Source organism: Micromonospora sp. NPDC047740 (genome assembly GCF_043204735.1).
Classification (GTDB): Bacteria; Actinomycetota; Actinomycetes; order Mycobacteriales; family Micromonosporaceae; genus Micromonospora.
Genome location: NZ_JBIDCT010000002.1, coordinates 1 through 18,186, shown reverse-complemented (window position 1 = coordinate 18,186; position 18,186 = coordinate 1). Strand labels below are relative to the sequence as shown.

Below are 18,186 nucleotides of genomic sequence, written 5' to 3'. Positions count from 1 at the left end.
ACCGACCGGGCCCGCCGGCTGCGCGACAGCGACGGGGCCTGCACGTGCAAGCGCTCGTGAAGGTGTATCAATAATTGTCATTCTGCGACCTGCGGGCCCGGATGCCGCCGCGGCACCGCGTCGGCGCCTCGGTGAGGATTGAGCGGTGGTGCACGTAGTGGCCCGCGATCTCCATGCAGGCGGCGATGCAGGGCTCGCTGATCTGGATGGCAGGATGCCAGACGGCGTCGACCGGACGGGTCGGGACGACCAGTGGATTCGATCGATCCACTACATACACGACACGGCTCACCACCGATAGCTCTTGATTCGGCCCTGAGCGAGGCGTCCCGCCATTGCCAGTAGGGATGGCCGCGCACGGCTACTCCATTCATAAATCGTCAGAGGTGTCATTAGGGCTTCCCGTTGCAGGCGCCTTAGACCGAGACGGCAATTACCTCATTCGTGTCCGCCGCACCGCTCACTGGCCTTCCATTCAAGGCATGAATGGCCGCCTCAGCGATCCCCGCTTCGTCATATCGAAGCCAAAGCCTGCCGACCTCGGCTACCCCGTTTACGGACGCGATGACCACTCGACCGTCATAGAGATCGAGATGGCTGTTGACAACCGGCTCGAACACGTCGCTGGGCGCCTCGTTCAGCAAGAACCGAGCCGCAATCGAGCTGATATGAGGCAGCTCGGCAAGGCTTAGCCGCAGGAGGCCGGCTGTGGCAGTCGGCGGCTTGCCCATGAGCCGGGCCAGGACATCTGCAGCCGCCCCACGACGCAGTCGTTCGTGATGCTTCTCGTTTCGGAACACCCGAAGGCACCGGTAGCAGCTGGTCTCCGGCCCGCACTCGCAGTCGGCCACCGTCCGGAGGGCCCGAGCCAGCGCGGCATTGAGGTTCTGAGCGATCTTGCGAACGTGGCCCGCGCCGCCGGGGACGGTGTCGTAGAGCATCAGGGCGGTGCGACCCGTGTCGGTTACGAAGACCGTGCCGTCGATGTCGTCCCGAGATATCTCCAGTTCCTCACTGCTTCCCTGCACGATTGCGTACAGAACGGACGTCCAGACGTGGGTGTCCAACCCAACTACCGCGGCGCCCTCGATGCTCAGCTCGAGTACGTCTGTCTGGTATTTGTGAGCAAGCGACACATTTTCGAAGGGGCCGTTACAAGGCTTTCCTGTGACAGGTTTGTCGTGGGTTCGAGGCGACTTCTCCACGAAGGGGTGGCCAAAGCCGCACCAGTCGCAGATCAGAAAGCCCTTGCCGCCTGGCCCATCACTGATAGCAACCAGCTCACCCCGTGTACCACTTCGCACAGTGATCTTCCCGCCTGGCAGATCATGGACCGTTTCCTCGATTTCCGCCCCTGGCGAGACGACGAAGGTGTCGCCGTGCCACGACCGCTTGGGCGGCTTGCCACCAGGTGCGCGACCGGGCTCACGAGTTGCGACAAAGCCAAACAGCGGCACGGTGTAGCGGCGCGGGACACCGGCCAGCTGCGCCCCACATGACGGACACGGGGAGCCGAGCCGATCGATATCCTCCCGGTAGTAGTTGCAAGTGCCGCATACTGCGTAGTACCGGCGCTCGGGCTCGCGCTCCGGCAGACGGTAGATGCCACCGGATCGCCAGAGCCTGCCGCCGGCAACGATCTCCGCGCCAGGCGCATACTCATAGATCGCGCTGGTGAGGTCCCGTGACAGCTCAAGCTTGCTGGCTTGCTCCGGGTCGGCGAAGGCCAGCTTCAGCTCGACCGTGTCAACGGGGAAGCCGTACTTGGGCAGCACGTTTCGGTTACCGAGGAAGCCGAGGAGCTCGCGACGGGTGACAGTGTTGATCAGCCGATCAAAGAGGCCCGCTTTACTGTAGTTCCTAGCCTTCACCGCCTCGTCTCGCTTGTCGGCGTAGACCTGGTGATCGTGCTCGACCTCGAGACGCACGGTTTCAAGGAGGTTTACGAGGTGGTCTACCCACGCCCCGGATTCCAGGCCAATTTCCTGCTGAACCGACGGCGGCAGGACATTGGCAAGCGCCTCGGCCACCACGTCCGGGACGGGTCGTAGGTAGTCGGCCACCGCGTTGGCCGGCGCAGCCTGGCCGACTGCCGGCAGGAAGAAATCCCCGGCCGTCCGCCAGACCACGTGGAAGGTGCGGAAGTGGTGGCGGAAGAAAGCAGCGAGAGCCACCGAATGTGCGTGCCGGCGGTCGATGCGCACGTTCCCTGACGGGATGTACGGCGCTCGGACCTGGCCTGCGATCATTTGCCTCGGCTCCACGAACCGGGAGAGGTCGTGCGACCTGCGCTGGGCATACGTGGCCACCAGTGCCGCCGAGTCGGTCCGACGACCGGCACGCCCCGCGCGTTGCACATAGTTTGCGGTGGCCGGGGGAACGTTTCTGAGCAGAACGGCTTGGAGCTCGCCGACGTCGACGCCGAGTTCGAACGTCGTTGAACACGACAAGGCGTTGACCTCACCGCGGACAAACTGCTGCTGGATCTCCGCCGCCTGCTCACCCGTCCACTGCGCCGTGTGTTCGCGCACGGCTAGCGGAATCGGCTTCATCGACCGGTAGATAGTCCGGTAGTGGTCGCCGTCGGACGCGGAGCTCGGCAACATCCACGCGAGCAAATCGCCCGAACAATTCATCGTTGGGCATACACTGCGGATCCCGAACGGAACGATCTTCCGGCATACCGTGCACTGCCAGAGCTGCGAGCTATCAGCTGATTGACATACCAAGAGCCGGGGCTCGAGTTGGTAGACCACTCCGAGCTGTGGATCGGTGGTCGCGCGGAACCACCCCTTCGGCTGCCCTTGGCTGACGAACTTCCAGATGCCCTGGAGCAGCTCAGCTGGGCTGATAGCCGACCCCAACCGGTCCAGCAGCCTCGTCAGGTAGTTCAACCGCCTGTTAATGCCGCTGGTGGGACTCCAGCTGATTACCTTCCGCTTGGCTTCCGCACCCGTACCACGGATGTAAATCGGCCCTCGCCGCGGGTCGAACGCCTCGTCCCGTGGATCCACACCCTCTAGCGGGGCTACGACACCCTGTGTTCGTACGGACCGCACGAACTCATTGAGCAGATCCCACACCTCGTCGTCGCTCAGACCTAGCGTACGCAAGGGTAGCGGCAGCTGCCAGGCCGGATCGCACCACATGCTCCATCGAATAAGGCCAGATCCTTCAAGCGTGAGCCGCTCGTCCAGCCCAACGATCTCCTGCTGAGCCCATAGCGCCACCTTGCGCTCGCGCGCCTGCCTGGAGTCGTGGGCATCGAAGACGCCAAACTCGTTGGCCTCCGCGGCGGCGTGGGTAACAACATCGGTTAGGCGCACGTCGCTATCGACAGCGAGGCCGTTGAGGATGCCATGGTAGAGCAGCCGGCGTCGTTGCAGCCTTCCGTAGGACTGGTCGAGGTATGGCGCGAAGTAGGCGGCGGCCTGCCGGCTGTCGCTGAACAGCAGCAGCTTGCGACCTCCGCCCGGGAGGCTTGCCTGCTCGAGGTCAGGTGCGGGCGGCAAGAGTTGATAGAGGGCCGTTGCAAGGACGGAGACGGCAGCTTCGTTGCCGGTCTGGAACAGCCGCACCAGGGAGGACGCTCGGCCACCACAGGTCAGGCACGACGTGAGCTCTTCTTCGCGATCTTCGATGAAGCGCACCGACCGCATCTGGGTTCCGCTGCAGCTCTCGGCGGGACAGGTGCCTGCCCGACCCACTCGGAACGTGCCGCACCGAGGGCAGAGACCGCCCTCTTTCCCGGCGGTGTCCTTTAGGGGGTTCAGCGTGAGGTCGTCTTCGTCGGCGCCGGGGCTCAATACGTCAGCGAGGGCCAGCCACACCCGGCGCTCCTCAAAGGTGCGCCGCGAGCGGAAGACAGCGCTCGCGCCCACTCGTTCCAGCGCCCCGGAGAGGTAAACCGTGCCGCAGCGGCGGCAGCATCCAAACTCGAAGCTGGCGTCGCCGCATCCGTCGCAGCGCTCCCGTCGGGTGAGGCTGACGTGCGGTCCGTTCTGACCCAGGCAGCTAAAGGCGCCCTCTGTCGCACGGGCGAACAAGTGATACCGCGCGGATAGGACGGGGGTGTGGGCCTTGTCTCGCGTTGAATTGGCTAGCGCGACCAGCGCAGCGGTCGCCGGTACGGCCTGGTCGTCTCCGGGGAGCAGCGCCTGCCCAACGTCGGCAAGAGGTAGCGGCCCGCCAGCGAGCAGGCTCCGTAGCCGCATGACCCGTTGTTCGTGTGCCAGCGCCTCGCCTGGGTCGGTGCCGGAAAAACCTGCCTGGGCCGCCAGTGCGAGGATCTCAGCGCCGGGGTCATCGGCCTCGAGCAACCGGGCGTAGGCAAAGCTGGGCATCGGGCCCCACTCGCGGCCACGGGGCTGGTCGATCCTGGTGGCGCTCACCACGTCCTGGCGGGCAGGGTCGGTCGCGTCGTACTCAAAGGGGACGTTGAACAGCGACGAGGCGAACTGGGCGGCTGCGCCGGGATCACCTCCGACGGTGGCGCTGGTGGCGATGCACTGCATGACGCCACCCCGAGCAACGCGGTCCCGTAGGCGGCGCAGCAGCATGGCGAGCTCAGCACCACGTGCGCCGTCGTATACGTGGGCTTCGTCCACGACGATGAATCGCCAGTTGCCTCCGTGGTCGCCCTCGAAGAGGTCCATGTCCAACGGACGCAGCAGCAAATACTCCAGCATTGCGTAGTTGGTGAGCAGGATGTGTGGGGGGGGTTTTTCGCATCTCGTCGCGGCTGAGTAGCTCGTTGGGGACACGTGGTTCCCCCGGGTTTTGCTGCTCGAACACGCTGACCGCGTCTCGGTGGGTCTGCTTCGTGTCTCCCGTATAGCGGCCGAAGGTGATGTCGGGCACGTCTCGAAGCAGCACCCGCAGGCGCTTCATCTGGTCGTTGGCTAGAGCGTTCATCGGATAGAGGAGCAGTGCCCGCACTCCCGGGCCGAGGGCGCCCGCGGCACGCTCGGCTACCAGATGGTTGAGGATCGGTAGCAGGAAGCTTTCCGTCTTGCCGGAACCCGTGCCGGTCGCCACGACCAGGTTGCGGCCTTGCGCCGCCCTGCGAAGGGCCTGCTCCTGATGGACGTAGAGCGGCCGTTCCAGCGGAAGCCCTCCAGCCAAGGTGGCGAACTCCGAATGCAGTACGCCTTCCCCGATCAACTCTCGAAGCGACCGGCCCTGTGCATAGGGCGGGGTCGCCTCCAGAATCGGCCCTTTCGTGACGCCGTCCTGGATGGCCGCGGCGATCGCCGCATCGAGCGCGCGGGCGAGCTTGGTGTCGCGAGGTTCGATCAGGGTGTGCAGGTACCGCTGGTAGGCGTCCACCATTGCTCTGGTCGTCGCGATGGGGTCGAGCTTGCTCATAGGTCCAATCCCGTGACGAGGAGTTCGGCCAGTACGACATCGACAGCGGTCAGCCGCGGTGCATGCCGGGCGAGTACGGCATGGCTCTTGACCAGCCGCGGCATGTCGGTCACCAGCGGCTCGTGCCCGCGCGCAGCGAGCCTCGACGCAAGACACAGCGCGATCGACAGCGCGGGCAATGAACGCCAGCCCGGTCCCTGTTCGCGTGCGTGTACGGCCGCCACGAGCTCGGAGCCGCCTACGTGCTCGAGCGAGCGCATGAGCAGCCGCAGGCGTCGTTCCGCTTTATCCGCGAGGCTGACCACGCCGGTCCGGAGTCGAGCATCGAACAGCTCGCGTGCCGCGCTCCAGCGCTCGTCGCCCTCGAGAAGGCCGCCCGGCACGGCTGGAGTCAACGACCAGAGCGCATTCAGCTGATCGGGTTTCATTGCGGCGAGCTGCTCGGCTTCAGCGCCGAAGGCGCCTACACCGCCGTGCGGGTCCTGGTCGGCCATGAGCAACGCGTCGACCACCTGGACGCCGCACACCGTGGCGATCCGCTCGTACAGGACTGAGCGGACCGTCATTGCCCCCAGTCGATGGGCAGAAGCGACCGCAGCTGCTGCCGGACTGAGGCCCCACAGCGCGATCTCGTCGTCGTCGCAGAGATACCGCTGGCGCGGCAGCATCATGAGACCCGAGCTCACAAGCGGGGCCACCGTCACGGACGATGACAGACGCTCATCAAGTATAGAAGCGAAGGCGACACAAGGATCTGCTGCGAGCAGCCTCGCGGCAGCGGCGCGGAGATCCACGTGGATTCCGATCCCCTTGACGTCGTCGGCCCGTTGGTAGAGGTCAAATGCCAACTTGACAACAGCTGGAGAGGTCGGGAGCGGTCCGGCGCTCGCAAGGTAGCGCGACAGCGCCGCCTCGTCGCTGTCGCCGCCAGTATCCCGCCACGTCCGGCACTCAATGACAAAGGTGTTGGAGGCCTCGGGCCACCGGGGCCACTCCTGCGGGATCCATGGATCCTCGATGCGCAGGTGAACGACGAGATTCCCCGCCGACGTGACGACCTCCGGCAGCGGGGGCGTTCGAAAGTCCTCGCCAACCGCGACGATGTACGGCTCCCGCCAAGGCGCGGAAGGCAGGTAGATTCCAGCCGTCAAGCCCTCGGCAACGGCGCCCCCCTCCACCACTACGCGGCCGCTGTCGTCGTCAACCCATACGCTGGTAGCGAGGCTGCGAGGGAGGCACCTCGCCACAGGAAACCGCAAGCCTTGGAGGTCCACTCTGAGCTCGGCGGTGCCAAGCTGCTGGACCGTTTCGGCGACCCGCGCCAGCTCGAACCGGGCGACTCCGGGAGGGGCCTTAGCGCTGGACGGAACCCGCTGAACCGGGCGGGCACCGTCGAAGACGACGAGATCCGCGCGCATCTCTGCTGGCAACCGGACCATGAGTCGCATCTGGCCGGCGGTCTCGGTATCCAGGCGAAGTGGATGTACTGACCACTCAGCTCGCGCGCCCGTACTCGTAGTCTGGATAGCCAGGTGAGGCGGCGTGACTTTGACCGCACACTCCTCGCCGTGAGCGCGCACGACAAAACTGGCATGAGGCTCATCGGAGGTCAACCGAACAGCGGTCGGGGTGACGCGTAGCTCGGGGTCGGCGGTGCTGAGGGTAACCGTGCAAGGCTTCAGGCCGGTCTGGGTGAGCTCGCGCCAAGCCGGCGTCCACGACGTGGTCAGACCTTCCGCGAGCTCCAGCGTCTGCGAGACACCACGGCCGAGCGGCCCTCGTGCCGTGACTTCATACGCACCGACGAGCGGGCGTTTCACGTCTACCCAGGGGTCAATCCGCGTGTCCTCATCCACCTGGACGTCTCGGACTGAGAGCACATGAGCAGAGCCGGGCCTACGGACACGAACGGTCCAGCCCGTGGTCATGCCACGGTCTCCGGGCAGGAGCAAGAGTGGTGCCGCCGCCCAGACGGGGGCGTCAAGAGCGCTGCACACATGGGGCAGCGGAGACGCAACCTCGAGCTTGGGACGCCGGCCGCCTTCGACCTTGCGCCAAGGTCGGTCGTCGAGGCGAAGCCGACTCACCTCGGCGAGGTTCACCTGCCGCAGCCGCCACTGCTCCCACCCGTACGGAGCGGGCGGCTCGTTCCCGTAAACGGGAGAGCCGACGAACTCCACCAGCTCGGATCCATCGCGCCCCGCCGGATACATGAGCCAGACGGACGTTGGAGGCAAATCAGCCGACGCGGGGACTCGACGTCCTTCGTCCGTGAAAACCATCAGCGGGTCATCCGGGTCCACGACCGGAAGTACGAGACTGAGGTCGTATCCGCGTAGGCTGACTTCAACCTGCCGGACCGGCTGTGACAGTGGAACAGTGGCTGCTGGAGCGGTGTCCATCGTTCCTGGGAAGAAGGACCGGCTCCGCACCCGCTGGGGTTCACCGCCGATGACGACGTCCCAGGTCACCTCGCCCGTCGGCGTATCGGGTATCGGCGGCAACCAAGCGGTAAGGCCACGCCCGTACGCCTCCAAGAGAAGCCGGGGACGAGTGCCTAGTCCTGCACCGGTCTGGCGGACAACCGAAAGGTTGAGAGCCCCTGATTCAGCGAGGCCAACCGCCTTCCTGACCAAACTCTCCGGCAACTGCAGGCCATCGGCCACGAACATCGGTTCCCGCAGTCGGTCTAGCAGCTCGAGGCACCGGTCGACGAGATCTTCAACGTAGGCCCCGCCATGTCTGAGCAGGTTCTGCAGAGGCTTACACAGGTCGTGCAGGCGTGACTCCCATCCACGTGCCGTGGCCCACTCCATGACCTCCTGCGGAGTGAGAACGTCAGGGTCTTGTGCCTGCTGACGCAATAGGGCATTGAGGAAGTCAGCCAGGTAGGAGAGCGGAACCCCCGAATGCATGAGAATCTCGTCGACGTTCACCCGGGAGAAGTTTGGGAACCGCGCCATGCCGAATCGATCGAGAGCGGCGCGGAATGCGCCTGCGAGCAGTTTCTGGTCGGCGTAATCGAGCCGCCTCCCCATGTGCTCACTAACGGCACTCCAATAGGTTCCCTGCCTATACTCGATCGCACCGATCCCCGACAGCGCCACCACCACGCATGCCGGAAGACGGTCAGACAGCAAGATACGCCGCTCGCGGCCTCCTAGGTCTCTGTAGACCTTGCCGAGGTTGTGTAGGGTCGCCCGGACCTCATCGTCCGGCACGTCGAGCTCGCAAGCCAACGAGACCACCCGGAGCGCACGCCTCCACTGCCGTTCCTGTTCGGCTAGCGCTTCACTCGCCCGTGACACGTTTCCCCCGTGACCTGTTACCGCGGCAAGGGCGGCCATCGCGGCCATCGGTCGCCTCGTCGGAGGCTGATAGCTGGAGCAAGAGCAACCGCGCCGACAGGATTCGGGCATCTCGCGCGCCGCGCCCCTCACCTCCACCCATGAGATCGCAGGAACTTGTCAGCCGGCAACCGAACCTGGGGCGAATTATCTTCACCCGTTTGGCCAGGGCCACCGTCAGAAGGGGGCAGCAGGACAGCCTCTGGCCAATTAGCTTCCGTGGCGTGACGGACCTTGAGCGCGGTATCTACGAGCACCTCATCACCCAAGAACTCGCCCAGCGGCTCCAGCAGATCGACACTGCCCTGGTCCGGCACAACGAGCTTGACCCGGCCGACGCCCACGACGTACTCGCCCGGCACATCGCGACCCTCGCCCGCCGCGCCCTGCTCGCCGTCAGAGGTGGCGACGACAAGCTCACCCGCCAAGTCGAGCTGGCGAACCGAATCGCCGAGAGCATCGCCCAGGCCGAGCCGCGCGCCGTCCACCGCGACGACCAGATCGCCGATCCGCAACGCCTGCTGCACGCCATCGCCGCCCCGCCGGCCCCGCCCGCAGCGCCCACCTTCCCTTTACGCCCCACGACCCCGCTCTCCACCGGAGCACTGCTGGTCAACGGCCGCCACCAGCCGCGCATCGGTCATGAGGTCACCCACGAGATGGCCTCCGCGGATGAGGTCGACCTGCTCTGCGCCTTCATCAAGTGGCACGGCCTGCTCCAGGTGCAGGGAGCCATCAGCGACTTGATCGCACGGGGCGGCCGACTGCGGGTCATCACCACGACGTACATGGGTGCCACGCATCAACGCGCCCTGGACCGGCTTGCGGAGCTGGGAGCCGAAATTAAGGTCTCCTACGAAACCAGGACCACCCGCCTCCACGCCAAGGCCTGGCTGTTCCGCCGTAACAACGGCACCACCACCGCGTACGTCGGCTCGTCGAACCTATCGAAAACCGCGCTGGTCGACGGCGTGGAGTGGAACGTGCGAATCTCGAACCTGGAGCAGCCGCACGTCATCGACACCTTCGAGGCGACGTTCACCGACTACTGGAACGACTCGGCCTTCGAGGCGTATGACCCGGCGAAAGACGCCGATCGGCTGCGCATCGCGCTGCGCGGCGAGCGCCCCGACGGGGCGCCGACCGAGATCGCGAACCTGGACGTGAGGCCATTCCCGTACCAGCAGGAGATTCTCGACGACCTGGACGCAGAACGGCTGGTGCACGGCCGCTGGCGGAACTTGGTGGTGATGGCGACCGGCACCGGCAAGACTGTGGTGGCGGCGCTGGACTACCGACGGCTTCACAGGGCTGGCCGAGTCGACTCCCTGCTCTTCGTCGCTCATCAGGAGCAGATTCTGCGGCAGAGCCGCTCGGTGTTCCGGCAGGTGATGGGAGACGGCAGCTTCGGCGAGTCGCTCGTCGGCGGCGGTCGGCCGAAGGACTGGAAGTACGTCTTCGCCTCGATCCAGTCGTTGCACCGGCAGAAGATCGACCCCGAGGCGTTCGACATGGTGATTGTCGACGAGTTCCATCACGCCGAGGCGCCGACGTACGCGCGGCTGCTGGAGCGGCTGCGGCCGCGCGTACTGCTGGGGCTGACCGCAACCCCGGACCGGAGCGACGGTGGCGACGTGCGCCGGTGGTTTGACGGCCGGGCCTCGGTGGAGCTGCACCTGTGGGAGGCGCTCGAGCGGCAGTTGCTGGCGCCGTTCCAGTATTTCGGGCTGCACGACGACGTCGACCTGTCCCAACTGCGCTGGAAGCGCGGCCAGGGGTACGACCCGGCCGAGCTCGACGGCATCTACACCGGCAACCATGCGCGCGCCCGAATGGTCTTGCGAGCGGTACGCGACACCGCCAACGTAGGGCGAATGCGGGCGCTCGGGTTCTGCGTAAGCATCGGGCACGCCGAGTTCATGGCGGACTGGTTCACCCACCACGGCCTACCGTCGGCCGCGGTCACCTCGCGGGTCGATCGCGCCGACCGGCATGCGCTGCTCGATCGCTTCCGCAAGCACGAGCTGCAGGTGCTGTTCACCGTTGACCTGTTCAACGAGGGCGTCGACCTGCCAATGGTCGACACGATCCTCATGCTGCGCCCCACCGAGAGCGCCACAATCTTCTTGCAGCAGCTCGGCCGTGGCCTGCGTCTGGATGACGACAAGCCGTGCCTGACCGTGCTCGACTTCATCGGCGGGCAGCACGCCAACTTCCGATTCGACCTGCGCTGGCGGGCACTGACCGGCGTCAGTCGGCGGGCTGTCGAGGCGGTGGTGCGAGATGACTTCCCGTCGTTGCCGAGCGGCTGCCACATTGAGCTGGACCGGGTGGCGAAAGAGATCGTGCTCGCCAACCTGAAGTCGGCCATGCCGACGTCAAAGAAGGGCCTGGTAACGGAGCTGCGGCAGCTCGGTGACGTGAGCCTTGCTGAGTTCCTGCGGGCGACCGGCCTGGAGATCGAGGATGTCTACCGGTCGGCAAGCATCGGTGGATGGGCTGGGCTGCGCCGCCTCGCCGGCCTCGACACCTCTACCGGCGGCCCGGAAGACCGCGAGCTGGGCCGAGCCATCGGGCGAATGCTGCATATCGACGATGTCGACCGGCTCACCCTGCTCCTTCGGGTCGCAGGCGGCGCGCATCCTGGCGGCGGACGACTGCTGGACATGCTGCATTTCAGTCTCTGGGGGCCGTCGGTGCCGCTGGCCGAGCGCGATGCCCGGCTGAAGCGGCTTTGGGCGGAGCCGGCGCGGTGCGCGGAGCTGCGTCAGGTCGCTGAGGTGCTGCGGGACCGCATCCACCGGGTCACGGAGGAACCGACGTCCGCGCGGGTGCCCCTACGGGTGCACGCCCACTACAGCCGCAACGAGGCGTGCGCGGCCTTCGGGATGGCGAATCCGGGGTCGCTCCGCGAGGGGGTGAAGTGGCTGGAGAACGAGCAGGCCGAGCTCTTCTTCGTCACCCTGGTCAAGTCCGAGGAGCACTACTCCCCTACGACGATGTACGCCGACCGAGCCATCACTGAGACCCTGTTTCAGTGGGAGTCGCAGAGCACCACGTCGTCGGCGTCGGCGACCGGGCAGCGCTACATCAACCACGAGAAGTCGGGATCGACGGTGCACCTGTTCGTCCGGGAGACCAAGGTCGCAGACCGTGACCTGGGTGTGCCGCCGTATCTGTACGCCGGCCCGATGGCCTACCGGAAGCACAGTGGAGACCGGCCAATGCGGATCATCTGGGAGTTGACACATCCGCTGCCGGCTGACCTGTACGGTGCGGCTCGGGCAATCGCCGCCTGACCTCGGTCGGTGGCGCAAGGTGCTCGACCTGTCGGTCTTCGCCCAGAGGTTCAGCATACGAACACTAGGCAGGCGGACCACAACTCGGCGTGTCTCCTCGTCCACCACCGCCTCCGTCCGGTACGCTGCAGCCGACCCATGACCAACGATGCCAGTGAGGACGAAGCCGCAGGAATGAGCCAGGAAGCATTTACGCAGTTCCTTTCTTTCTGCTAGATGTAGTCCTGGTGAGGCTGCCCAAAATCCGGCAGCGCTGATCAAGCTTGGCTTCGCGTTCGCCCTGGTCATTGGCCTTTCTTCCTTCTTCTTCTATTCCGGCAGGGCAATCGCGCTTGCAATTGCGAAGGCGGTCGAAAGAGCACCCGACGCCAGGGGTCCAAGCAGGACGAAGCGGGTCGCGGACTGGTCGACTCCAGCCACTTGCCCCCACCACAGAGATCCTCACGGATGCTCGGCGGCGGCCGTAACGCTGGTGGAGGCAGTACCCGACGAAAGGATCTTGATCAAGTTGACGATCAACAACTACGGCCCCGTCATCCACGGCAGCGCGGACGGGGCGCAGATGGCGTGGGGGAATGATGTGGTCCACCAGACACACAGCCGCAGCGAGCAAGTCACGCCTGAATTCGAACTCCTCGCGCAGGCCGTTACACGGATCCTGGAGAACCTGGCTGCTGCTGGGTTGCACGACGAGGACCGAGCCGATGCAGAAGCCGCCGCACGCGAAATCCTCGACGAGGTAGGACAGGCGACGCCGGATCGCAGGCGGGCCCGACGGGCCGTCAACGCGCTCAAGGGTCTCCTCGCGCCAATTGCTACCGGCGCTGCAACGGGGGCTGCAATGGGCGCCCAGGAGTGGGCTCGCGCTGCCATCGACCAGCTCGGCGTCCCCTTTTAAGAGCGACGAGTCTGGGGTTCAAGATTCGCCAGGAGCAGCGGGGAACAAGCTCTGCCGCGCATATCGAGTGCCGGCCGTGACACGCACCACCCCGCAGCACGTTAAAAAGCCACCCGCCGGCCGCCTGACTTTCAGCCGTTCAGGTATGCGAGCACCGCCAGCACCCGCCGGTTGTCGTCCTCCGACGGTGGCATCCCCAGCTTGCTGAGGATGTTGTTGATGTGCTTGCTGACCGCCTTCTCGGTGACAAACAGCCGCCCCGCGATCGCAGCATTAGACCGCCCCTCAGCCATCAACCCCAACACCTCGCGCTCCCGCGCCGTCAGCTCCCCCAGCCGCTGCGCCCCGCTGTTGCGCGCCAGCAGCTGCGACACCACCTCCGGGTCCATCACCATCCCGCCGTCAGCCACTCGGCGTACCGCGTCGATGAACTGGCCGACGTTGGACACCCGGTCCTTGAGCAGGTAGCCGACTCCCCCAGCCCGGTCGGCAAGCAACTCCCGCGCGTACAGCTGCTCGACGTGTTGGGACAGCACGAGGATCGGCAGCCCGGGCAGCTGCGCCCGGGCCGCGAGCGCCGCTTGCAGGCCTTCGTCGGTGAAGGTGGGCGGCAGGCGTACGTCGAGGACGGCGACGTCGGGGCGGTGCCGGGTGAGCGCCGGCAGCACGGACGGCCCGTCGGCGACGGCTTCGACGACCTTGTAGCCGTAGGCGTCGAGGATGCGGGTCAGCCCGTCCCGGAGGAGGGCGAGGTCCTCGGCGATGACAACTCGCACGGCAGCTCCATGGTCACGACGGTGGGTCCGCCGCGCGGACTCGTCACGGTCATCGTGCCATCGAAGGCTGCCAGCCGGCGGCGTACCCCGGCCAAGCCGGTCCCCGCGTCCACGGTGGCGCCGCCGCGGCCGTCGTCGCCGACCACCATGGTCAGCAAGCCGCTCTCAAAAAACAGACGGATCCAGGCACGACCAGCGCCGCTGTGTTTGGTGACGTTGGTCAGCGCCTCGGCGACCGCGAAGTACGCCGCGGATTCGACCGCCGCGGGCGGGCTGCCCGCCAGTTGCACGTCGAGGTCCACAGGCAGCGGTACGGCCAGGGCGAGGGCCTGCACCGCCCCGTCCAGACCCCGTTCGGCGAGGACGGGCGGGTAGATGCCGCGAACGAGGTCGCGTAGTTCCGCGAGGGCGTGGCCGCTGCTTTCCTGTGCCTCGCTGAGCAGCCGCTGCGCCGCGGCCGGGTCGTCGACGAGGAGTTGTTCGGCCAGGCCGATGCTCATCCGCAGCGCGACCAGCCGGGCCTGCGCCCCGTCGTGCAGGTCGCGTTCGATGCGGCGTAGCTCGGCGGCCTGGGTGTCGATGGTGTCGGCGCGGGTAGCGGCGAGGTGCTGGACCCGCAGAGCCAGTTCCTGCGCGCGAGTGGGGTTGAGGAAGAACCCGGCGAAGCGGAAGTGCAGCCACATCAGCCACCGTGCGACGGCCAGCCCGCCGACGAGGAGCAGCCACCCCTGCGGCGCGGCCAGCCACGCCTTGAAGAGGTTGTCCATCGGCCAGAACACGCCGTAGCCGTACCAGTCGATGGTCAGGTAGAGCACCAGCGGCACGAACAGCACGCCCTCAAGGCCGTACCCGGGCAGCACGAACGCCAGCAGGCACACGCCGCCGGTGATCGCGCCGGGGATCAGCCAGGCGAAGTCCCGCCAGGTCGCCGGATCCGCGACCACCCACCGGAACCGCCGCCAGGTGCCAAGTTGGGCGCCGACGGGCACCGGCCCGTACGGCGACGCGATCGGCACCCCACCCCACCGGCTCAGCCGCCGTTGCAGGGTCAGCGACGCCCGCACCAGCACAGTCACCGCCGGGAACAGCGCGAACCCGATGCCGAACGCGGGGATGAGCGCGAGGGAGACCACCGACAGCACGAACAGCGCCACGTTGGTGGTCAGGCTGAGCAGGGCCACGGCCAAGCCCTGCACGGCGGCGACCGCGCCGGGCCGGATGTGCCGCCAGACGACCGCACGTACCGAGCTGTCCACGGAACTCATTCTCCGCCCACCCGGCCGCCGGAGTCGGTGGTGCTACCACCACCCGCCGCGCGGACCGTTCCGGACCGGACCCGCGCGACGGACAGCGTCGGCTGTCACCTGCTTACTGAAGGTGGAACCGTTCGTTCATGGCGAGCGCCGCCAGTTGCGGCACGGTGAACGGCAGTTCCTTCAGCCCGTTCCTGGGGCTGCTGTAGGACCGGCTCTGCGCGACGAAGGTGACCGTCCCGTCCGGGTGCCGGTAGGCCGACCACTGGTCGAAGCGCCGGTCGATGGTGGGCTGGACGACCACACCGATCTTCATGTTGCCGACGGTCACCACCTGACACTGGCCCTCCATGCCCCAGAACCGCCGGGTCAGCGCGCACGGTTCGGTCGGGAGCTCGTTCCCGCGGGTGTACACCTCGACGGCCACGCGCCCGGTCCGGTCTCCCTTGGCGACGGTGGCCACGGACGTGTAGCGCCACACGTCGACGCCGTTCACCTTTCCGTCGAACTCGGCCTGGCTGCTGCGCGGCGGATCGTCGTCCACGGACTGGTTCGGTGCGTTCTCCGGCACGACGTACCCGGCCGGCACCACGGCGATGAGCTCGTCGAGCAGCCGGACCCCCTGGTCGTACCGGGTGCCGGCCTTCGCCGTCCGGTCCTGCTGCGGGAGGCCGTCCGGTCCCGTCGGCCACGGCTCGGCGGTGCCCCTGTCGGACGGGCCCGGAAGAGGCGTCGTTCCAGAAGCCGTCGGGCTCACGCCGCCGGCCCCCGCGGTACCGGTACCCGGGGCGCTGGCCCCCGCGGCGCCGGAATCCGGGATGCCGGCGCCCGCGGTGCCGACCGCCGCGACGCCGGCGACCGCCAGCACCACGGTCGCGGACCCGGCGCAGGCCCACCCGGTACGCCGGCGCGCGCGGGCTCGCCGTGCGGCGCCGAGCGCGGCGGCCGTGTCCAGTGGTGGCGGCGAGGCGACGACCTCCATCTCGTGGCGGAGCGCCTCGCGCAACTCTTCCCCTTTCATCGTTCCCCCTTCTCGATCGTGCTGTAGGCGGGCAGTAGAAGGTCGCGCAGGTTCTCGAGGCCACGGGCCGCCTGGCTCTTCACCGTTCCTGGTGTGCAGCCCAGCAGCGCAGCGGTTTCCTCGACCGATAGGTCCTCCCAGTAGCGGAGCACCAGAACCGCCCGCTGGCGGGGTGCCAGGGCGGCGAGCGCCTGGAGCATCACCAGCCGGTTCTCCGGCGATTCGGGCGGTGTGGGTCGTTCGGCGTCCTCCCCGCCCACCCGTTCGCGTCGCCACCAGCCCCGCCGCCGCTCGTCTAGGAAGGTCCGGACCAGGATCTGCCGTACGTAGGCGTCGAGTACCTCGTGCCGGGCAACCCGGTTCCAGACCAGGTAGAGCTTCGTGAACGCGGTCTGGACCAGGTCCTGCGCTCGGTGCCAGTCGCCGCAGAGCAGGTACGCGGTGCCACGCATCGCGTCCGACCTCGCGGCGAAATATTCCGCGAACGCCGTGTCGCGATCGCTCATCCAAAGCCTCCTATCCCCGATGCGAGATAGTCACGCCACGTCCGGCTCCGCAGGTTGCGCGTGGGAACGAAATCTCTCAGGTAGAACTCCAGCGGCACGGACAGGATGCTTTCGATGCCGCACACGGGCGGCGCGAACGCCCGCGGGCAGGCGTCGCCGTCTCCGCCCGCCCTGCCACCGGAATCGGTGGTGCTACCACCACCTGCCTTCGGGACCTGGCACTCCTGCCTTCGACCGCTGCCGGCCGAAGGATCGACGATATGACCACGACCAGGCAAAAGGTGGCCGGCCTGCCGTCCGGCCGCCGCAGCAAGTACGTGATGCTCGTCTTCTGGCTCGTCCTCGTCGCGGCGGCGGGGCCGCTGGCGCTGAAGCTGACCGAGGTGCAGGACAACGACGCCCTCGGCGCGCTGCCGGCCACCGCCGAGGCCAGCCGGGCCGTGCAGCGGGCGGAGCAGGCGTTCCCGGACTCGCAGAAGCCCCTGGCCGTCGCGGTCTACGCCCGCGAGGCCGGGCTCACCGACACCGACCGCGCCAAGGTCGACGCCGACCGCGCAACCTTTGCCCGGTACGCCGACGGCGGCCAGGTGTCCCCGCCGGTGCCCAGCGACGACGGGCAGGCGCTGCTGCTCTCCTTCCCCGTCGCCGGGGACGCCGACCAGCGCGCCGACGCGGTCGCCGACATCAAGGACCGCCTGACCAGCGGCGTACCCGATGGGTTGCGGACGGCGCTCACCGGCCCGGCCGGCGGGGAGGACGACGTGTTCGACGCGTTCGAAGGCATGGACACCACGCTGCTGCTGGCGACCGCCGCCACCGTCGCATTGCTGCTGCTCATCACCTATCGCAGCCCGGTGCTGTGGTTGATCCCGCTGATCACGGTGGCGCTGGCCAACCAGCTCGCCAGCGCGGTGGTGTACCTGTTGGCCAAGCACGCCGGGCTGGCCGTGGACTTCCAGAGCCAGAGCATCCTGACCGTGCTGGTCTTCGGCGTCGGCGTGGACTACGCCCTGCTGCTCATCGCCCGCTACCGGGAAGAGCTGCGCCGCCACGCCGACCGGCACGCGGCGATGGCGGTCGCGTTGCGCCGGTCGATCGGCGCGATCGGCGCTTCCGCGGCGACCGTGGCGATCGGGCTGCTGTGCCTGCTCGCCGCGCAGCTGCCGTCCACCCGGGGGCTCGGGCCGGTCGGCGCGGTCGGGATCGTCGCGGCGCTGCTGGCCATGACCACGCTGCTGCCGGCCGTGCTGGTCGTCTTCGGGCGGTGGCTGTTCTGGCCGTTCGTGCCCCGCTACTCCCCCGACGCGGTCGGGGTCGACGTGGCGGCGCAGCACGGGGTGTGGCGACGGATCGCCGGGTTCGTCGGCCGGCGACCTCGCGCGGTGTGGCTGGGCGCGGCGGCGGCGCTCGTGGCGCTGAGCTTCGGCATAGTGAACCTGAGCATCGGCATGCCGCACGACGAGTCGTTCACCAAGGAAGTCGGTTCGGTCACCGGCCAGCGGATGATCGAGGCCCACTACCCGAAGGGATCCGTCGCACCCGCCGAGATCCTCGCCGCCGCCGCCCCGGCCGAGCAGGTGGTAGCCGCCGCCCGTACCGTGCCGGGGGTCGCCGAGGTCGGCGAGCCCCAACCCTCGCCGGACGGCCGCTGGGTACGCATCGCCGCGGTCCTGGCCGACACGCCGGACAGCGACGCGGCCCTCGAGACCGTCGACCGGC

The 18,186-nt window shown here is 67.5% G+C and carries 11 protein-coding genes; 3 read left to right on the top strand and 8 right to left on the bottom strand.

Going from position 1 to position 18,186, the window contains the following annotated elements; translation table 11 throughout:
- Nucleotides 1–67 precede the first annotated feature (67 nt).
- The 4 genes from ACGF4F_RS04770 to ACGF4F_RS04755 all read right to left on the bottom strand — a co-directional run bounded on the left by ACGF4F_RS04770 (nucleotide 68) and on the right by ACGF4F_RS04755 (nucleotide 8,723).
- Entirely contained in the window at nucleotides 68–295 is a 228-nt protein-coding gene (locus tag ACGF4F_RS04770; protein ID WP_393074840.1) for a hypothetical protein, read from the bottom strand.
- A gap of 121 nt (nucleotides 296–416) precedes the next feature.
- Nucleotides 417–4,685, bottom strand: a complete 4,269-nt coding sequence (locus ACGF4F_RS04765; RefSeq protein WP_393075588.1) for a Zn-binding domain-containing protein — start codon at nucleotides 4,683–4,685, stop codon at nucleotides 417–419.
- On the bottom strand, nucleotides 4,567–5,367 hold the full coding sequence (locus ACGF4F_RS04760) for a DEAD/DEAH box helicase (RefSeq protein WP_393074837.1): 801 nt from the start codon (nucleotides 5,365–5,367) through the stop codon (nucleotides 4,567–4,569). The genes ACGF4F_RS04765 and ACGF4F_RS04760 overlap by 119 nt, the downstream gene beginning before the upstream one ends.
- Nucleotides 5,364–8,723: a hypothetical protein gene (locus tag ACGF4F_RS04755; RefSeq protein ID WP_393074834.1), complete on the bottom strand. Its 3,360-nt coding sequence runs from the start codon at nucleotides 8,721–8,723 to the stop codon at nucleotides 5,364–5,366. The genes ACGF4F_RS04760 and ACGF4F_RS04755 overlap by 4 nt, the downstream gene beginning before the upstream one ends.
- 215 nt (nucleotides 8,724–8,938) lie before the next feature.
- Between ACGF4F_RS04755 and ACGF4F_RS04750 the strand changes: the two genes are divergently transcribed.
- The gene (locus ACGF4F_RS04750) at nucleotides 8,939–12,013 is read left to right on the top strand and encodes a DUF3427 domain-containing protein (protein ID WP_393074831.1); all 3,075 of its coding nucleotides are present in this window, start codon (nucleotides 8,939–8,941) and stop codon (nucleotides 12,011–12,013) included.
- Between the two features lie 499 nt (nucleotides 12,014–12,512).
- Nucleotides 12,513–12,911, top strand: coding sequence for a hypothetical protein (locus tag ACGF4F_RS04745; protein WP_393074828.1), 399 nt, complete (start codon nucleotides 12,513–12,515; stop codon nucleotides 12,909–12,911).
- Between the two features lie 131 nt (nucleotides 12,912–13,042).
- Here ACGF4F_RS04745 and ACGF4F_RS04740 read toward each other — a convergent pair whose 3' ends face one another.
- From ACGF4F_RS04740 to ACGF4F_RS04725, 4 genes are all read right to left on the bottom strand, one after another.
- Nucleotides 13,043–13,687 (bottom strand): response regulator, encoded by a 645-nt coding sequence (locus tag ACGF4F_RS04740; protein WP_393074825.1) that lies wholly within the window; start codon nucleotides 13,685–13,687, stop codon nucleotides 13,043–13,045.
- Nucleotides 13,639–14,952 (bottom strand): sensor histidine kinase, encoded by a 1,314-nt coding sequence (locus tag ACGF4F_RS04735; RefSeq protein WP_393074822.1) that lies wholly within the window; start codon nucleotides 14,950–14,952, stop codon nucleotides 13,639–13,641. The genes ACGF4F_RS04740 and ACGF4F_RS04735 overlap by 49 nt, the downstream gene beginning before the upstream one ends.
- Nucleotides 14,953–15,055: 103 nt before the next feature.
- A complete protein-coding gene (locus ACGF4F_RS04730; protein WP_393074820.1) occupies nucleotides 15,056–15,961 on the bottom strand; it encodes a hypothetical protein in 906 nt (301 codons plus the stop codon).
- Nucleotides 15,958–16,467, bottom strand: a complete 510-nt coding sequence (locus tag ACGF4F_RS04725) for a SigE family RNA polymerase sigma factor (RefSeq protein ID WP_393074818.1) — start codon at nucleotides 16,465–16,467, stop codon at nucleotides 15,958–15,960. The genes ACGF4F_RS04730 and ACGF4F_RS04725 overlap by 4 nt, the downstream gene beginning before the upstream one ends.
- Before the next feature lie 260 nt (nucleotides 16,468–16,727).
- On the opposite strand from ACGF4F_RS04725, the gene ACGF4F_RS04720 reads away from it, so the two are divergent.
- Nucleotides 16,728–18,186: MMPL family transporter (locus tag ACGF4F_RS04720; RefSeq protein WP_393074815.1), on the top strand; the 1,459-nt coding region annotated here is incomplete at its 3' end.

What these genes read in the sequence shown, in the direction of transcription:
- ACGF4F_RS04760 (WP_393074837.1), bottom strand. Translation starts at nt 5,367, where the DNA reads ATGAGCAAGCTCGACCCCATCGCGACGACCAGAGCAATGGTGGACGCC.
- ACGF4F_RS04755 (WP_393074834.1), bottom strand. Translation starts at nt 8,723, where the DNA reads ATGGCCGCGATGGCCGCCCTTGCCGCGGTAACAGGTCACGGGGGAAAC.
- ACGF4F_RS04735 (WP_393074822.1), bottom strand. Translation starts at nt 14,952, where the DNA reads ATGAGTTCCGTGGACAGCTCGGTACGTGCGGTCGTCTGGCGGCACATC.
- ACGF4F_RS04730 (WP_393074820.1), bottom strand. Translation starts at nt 15,961, where the DNA reads ATGAAAGGGGAAGAGTTGCGCGAGGCGCTCCGCCACGAGATGGAGGTC.
- ACGF4F_RS04725 (WP_393074818.1), bottom strand. Translation starts at nt 16,467, where the DNA reads ATGAGCGATCGCGACACGGCGTTCGCGGAATATTTCGCCGCGAGGTCG.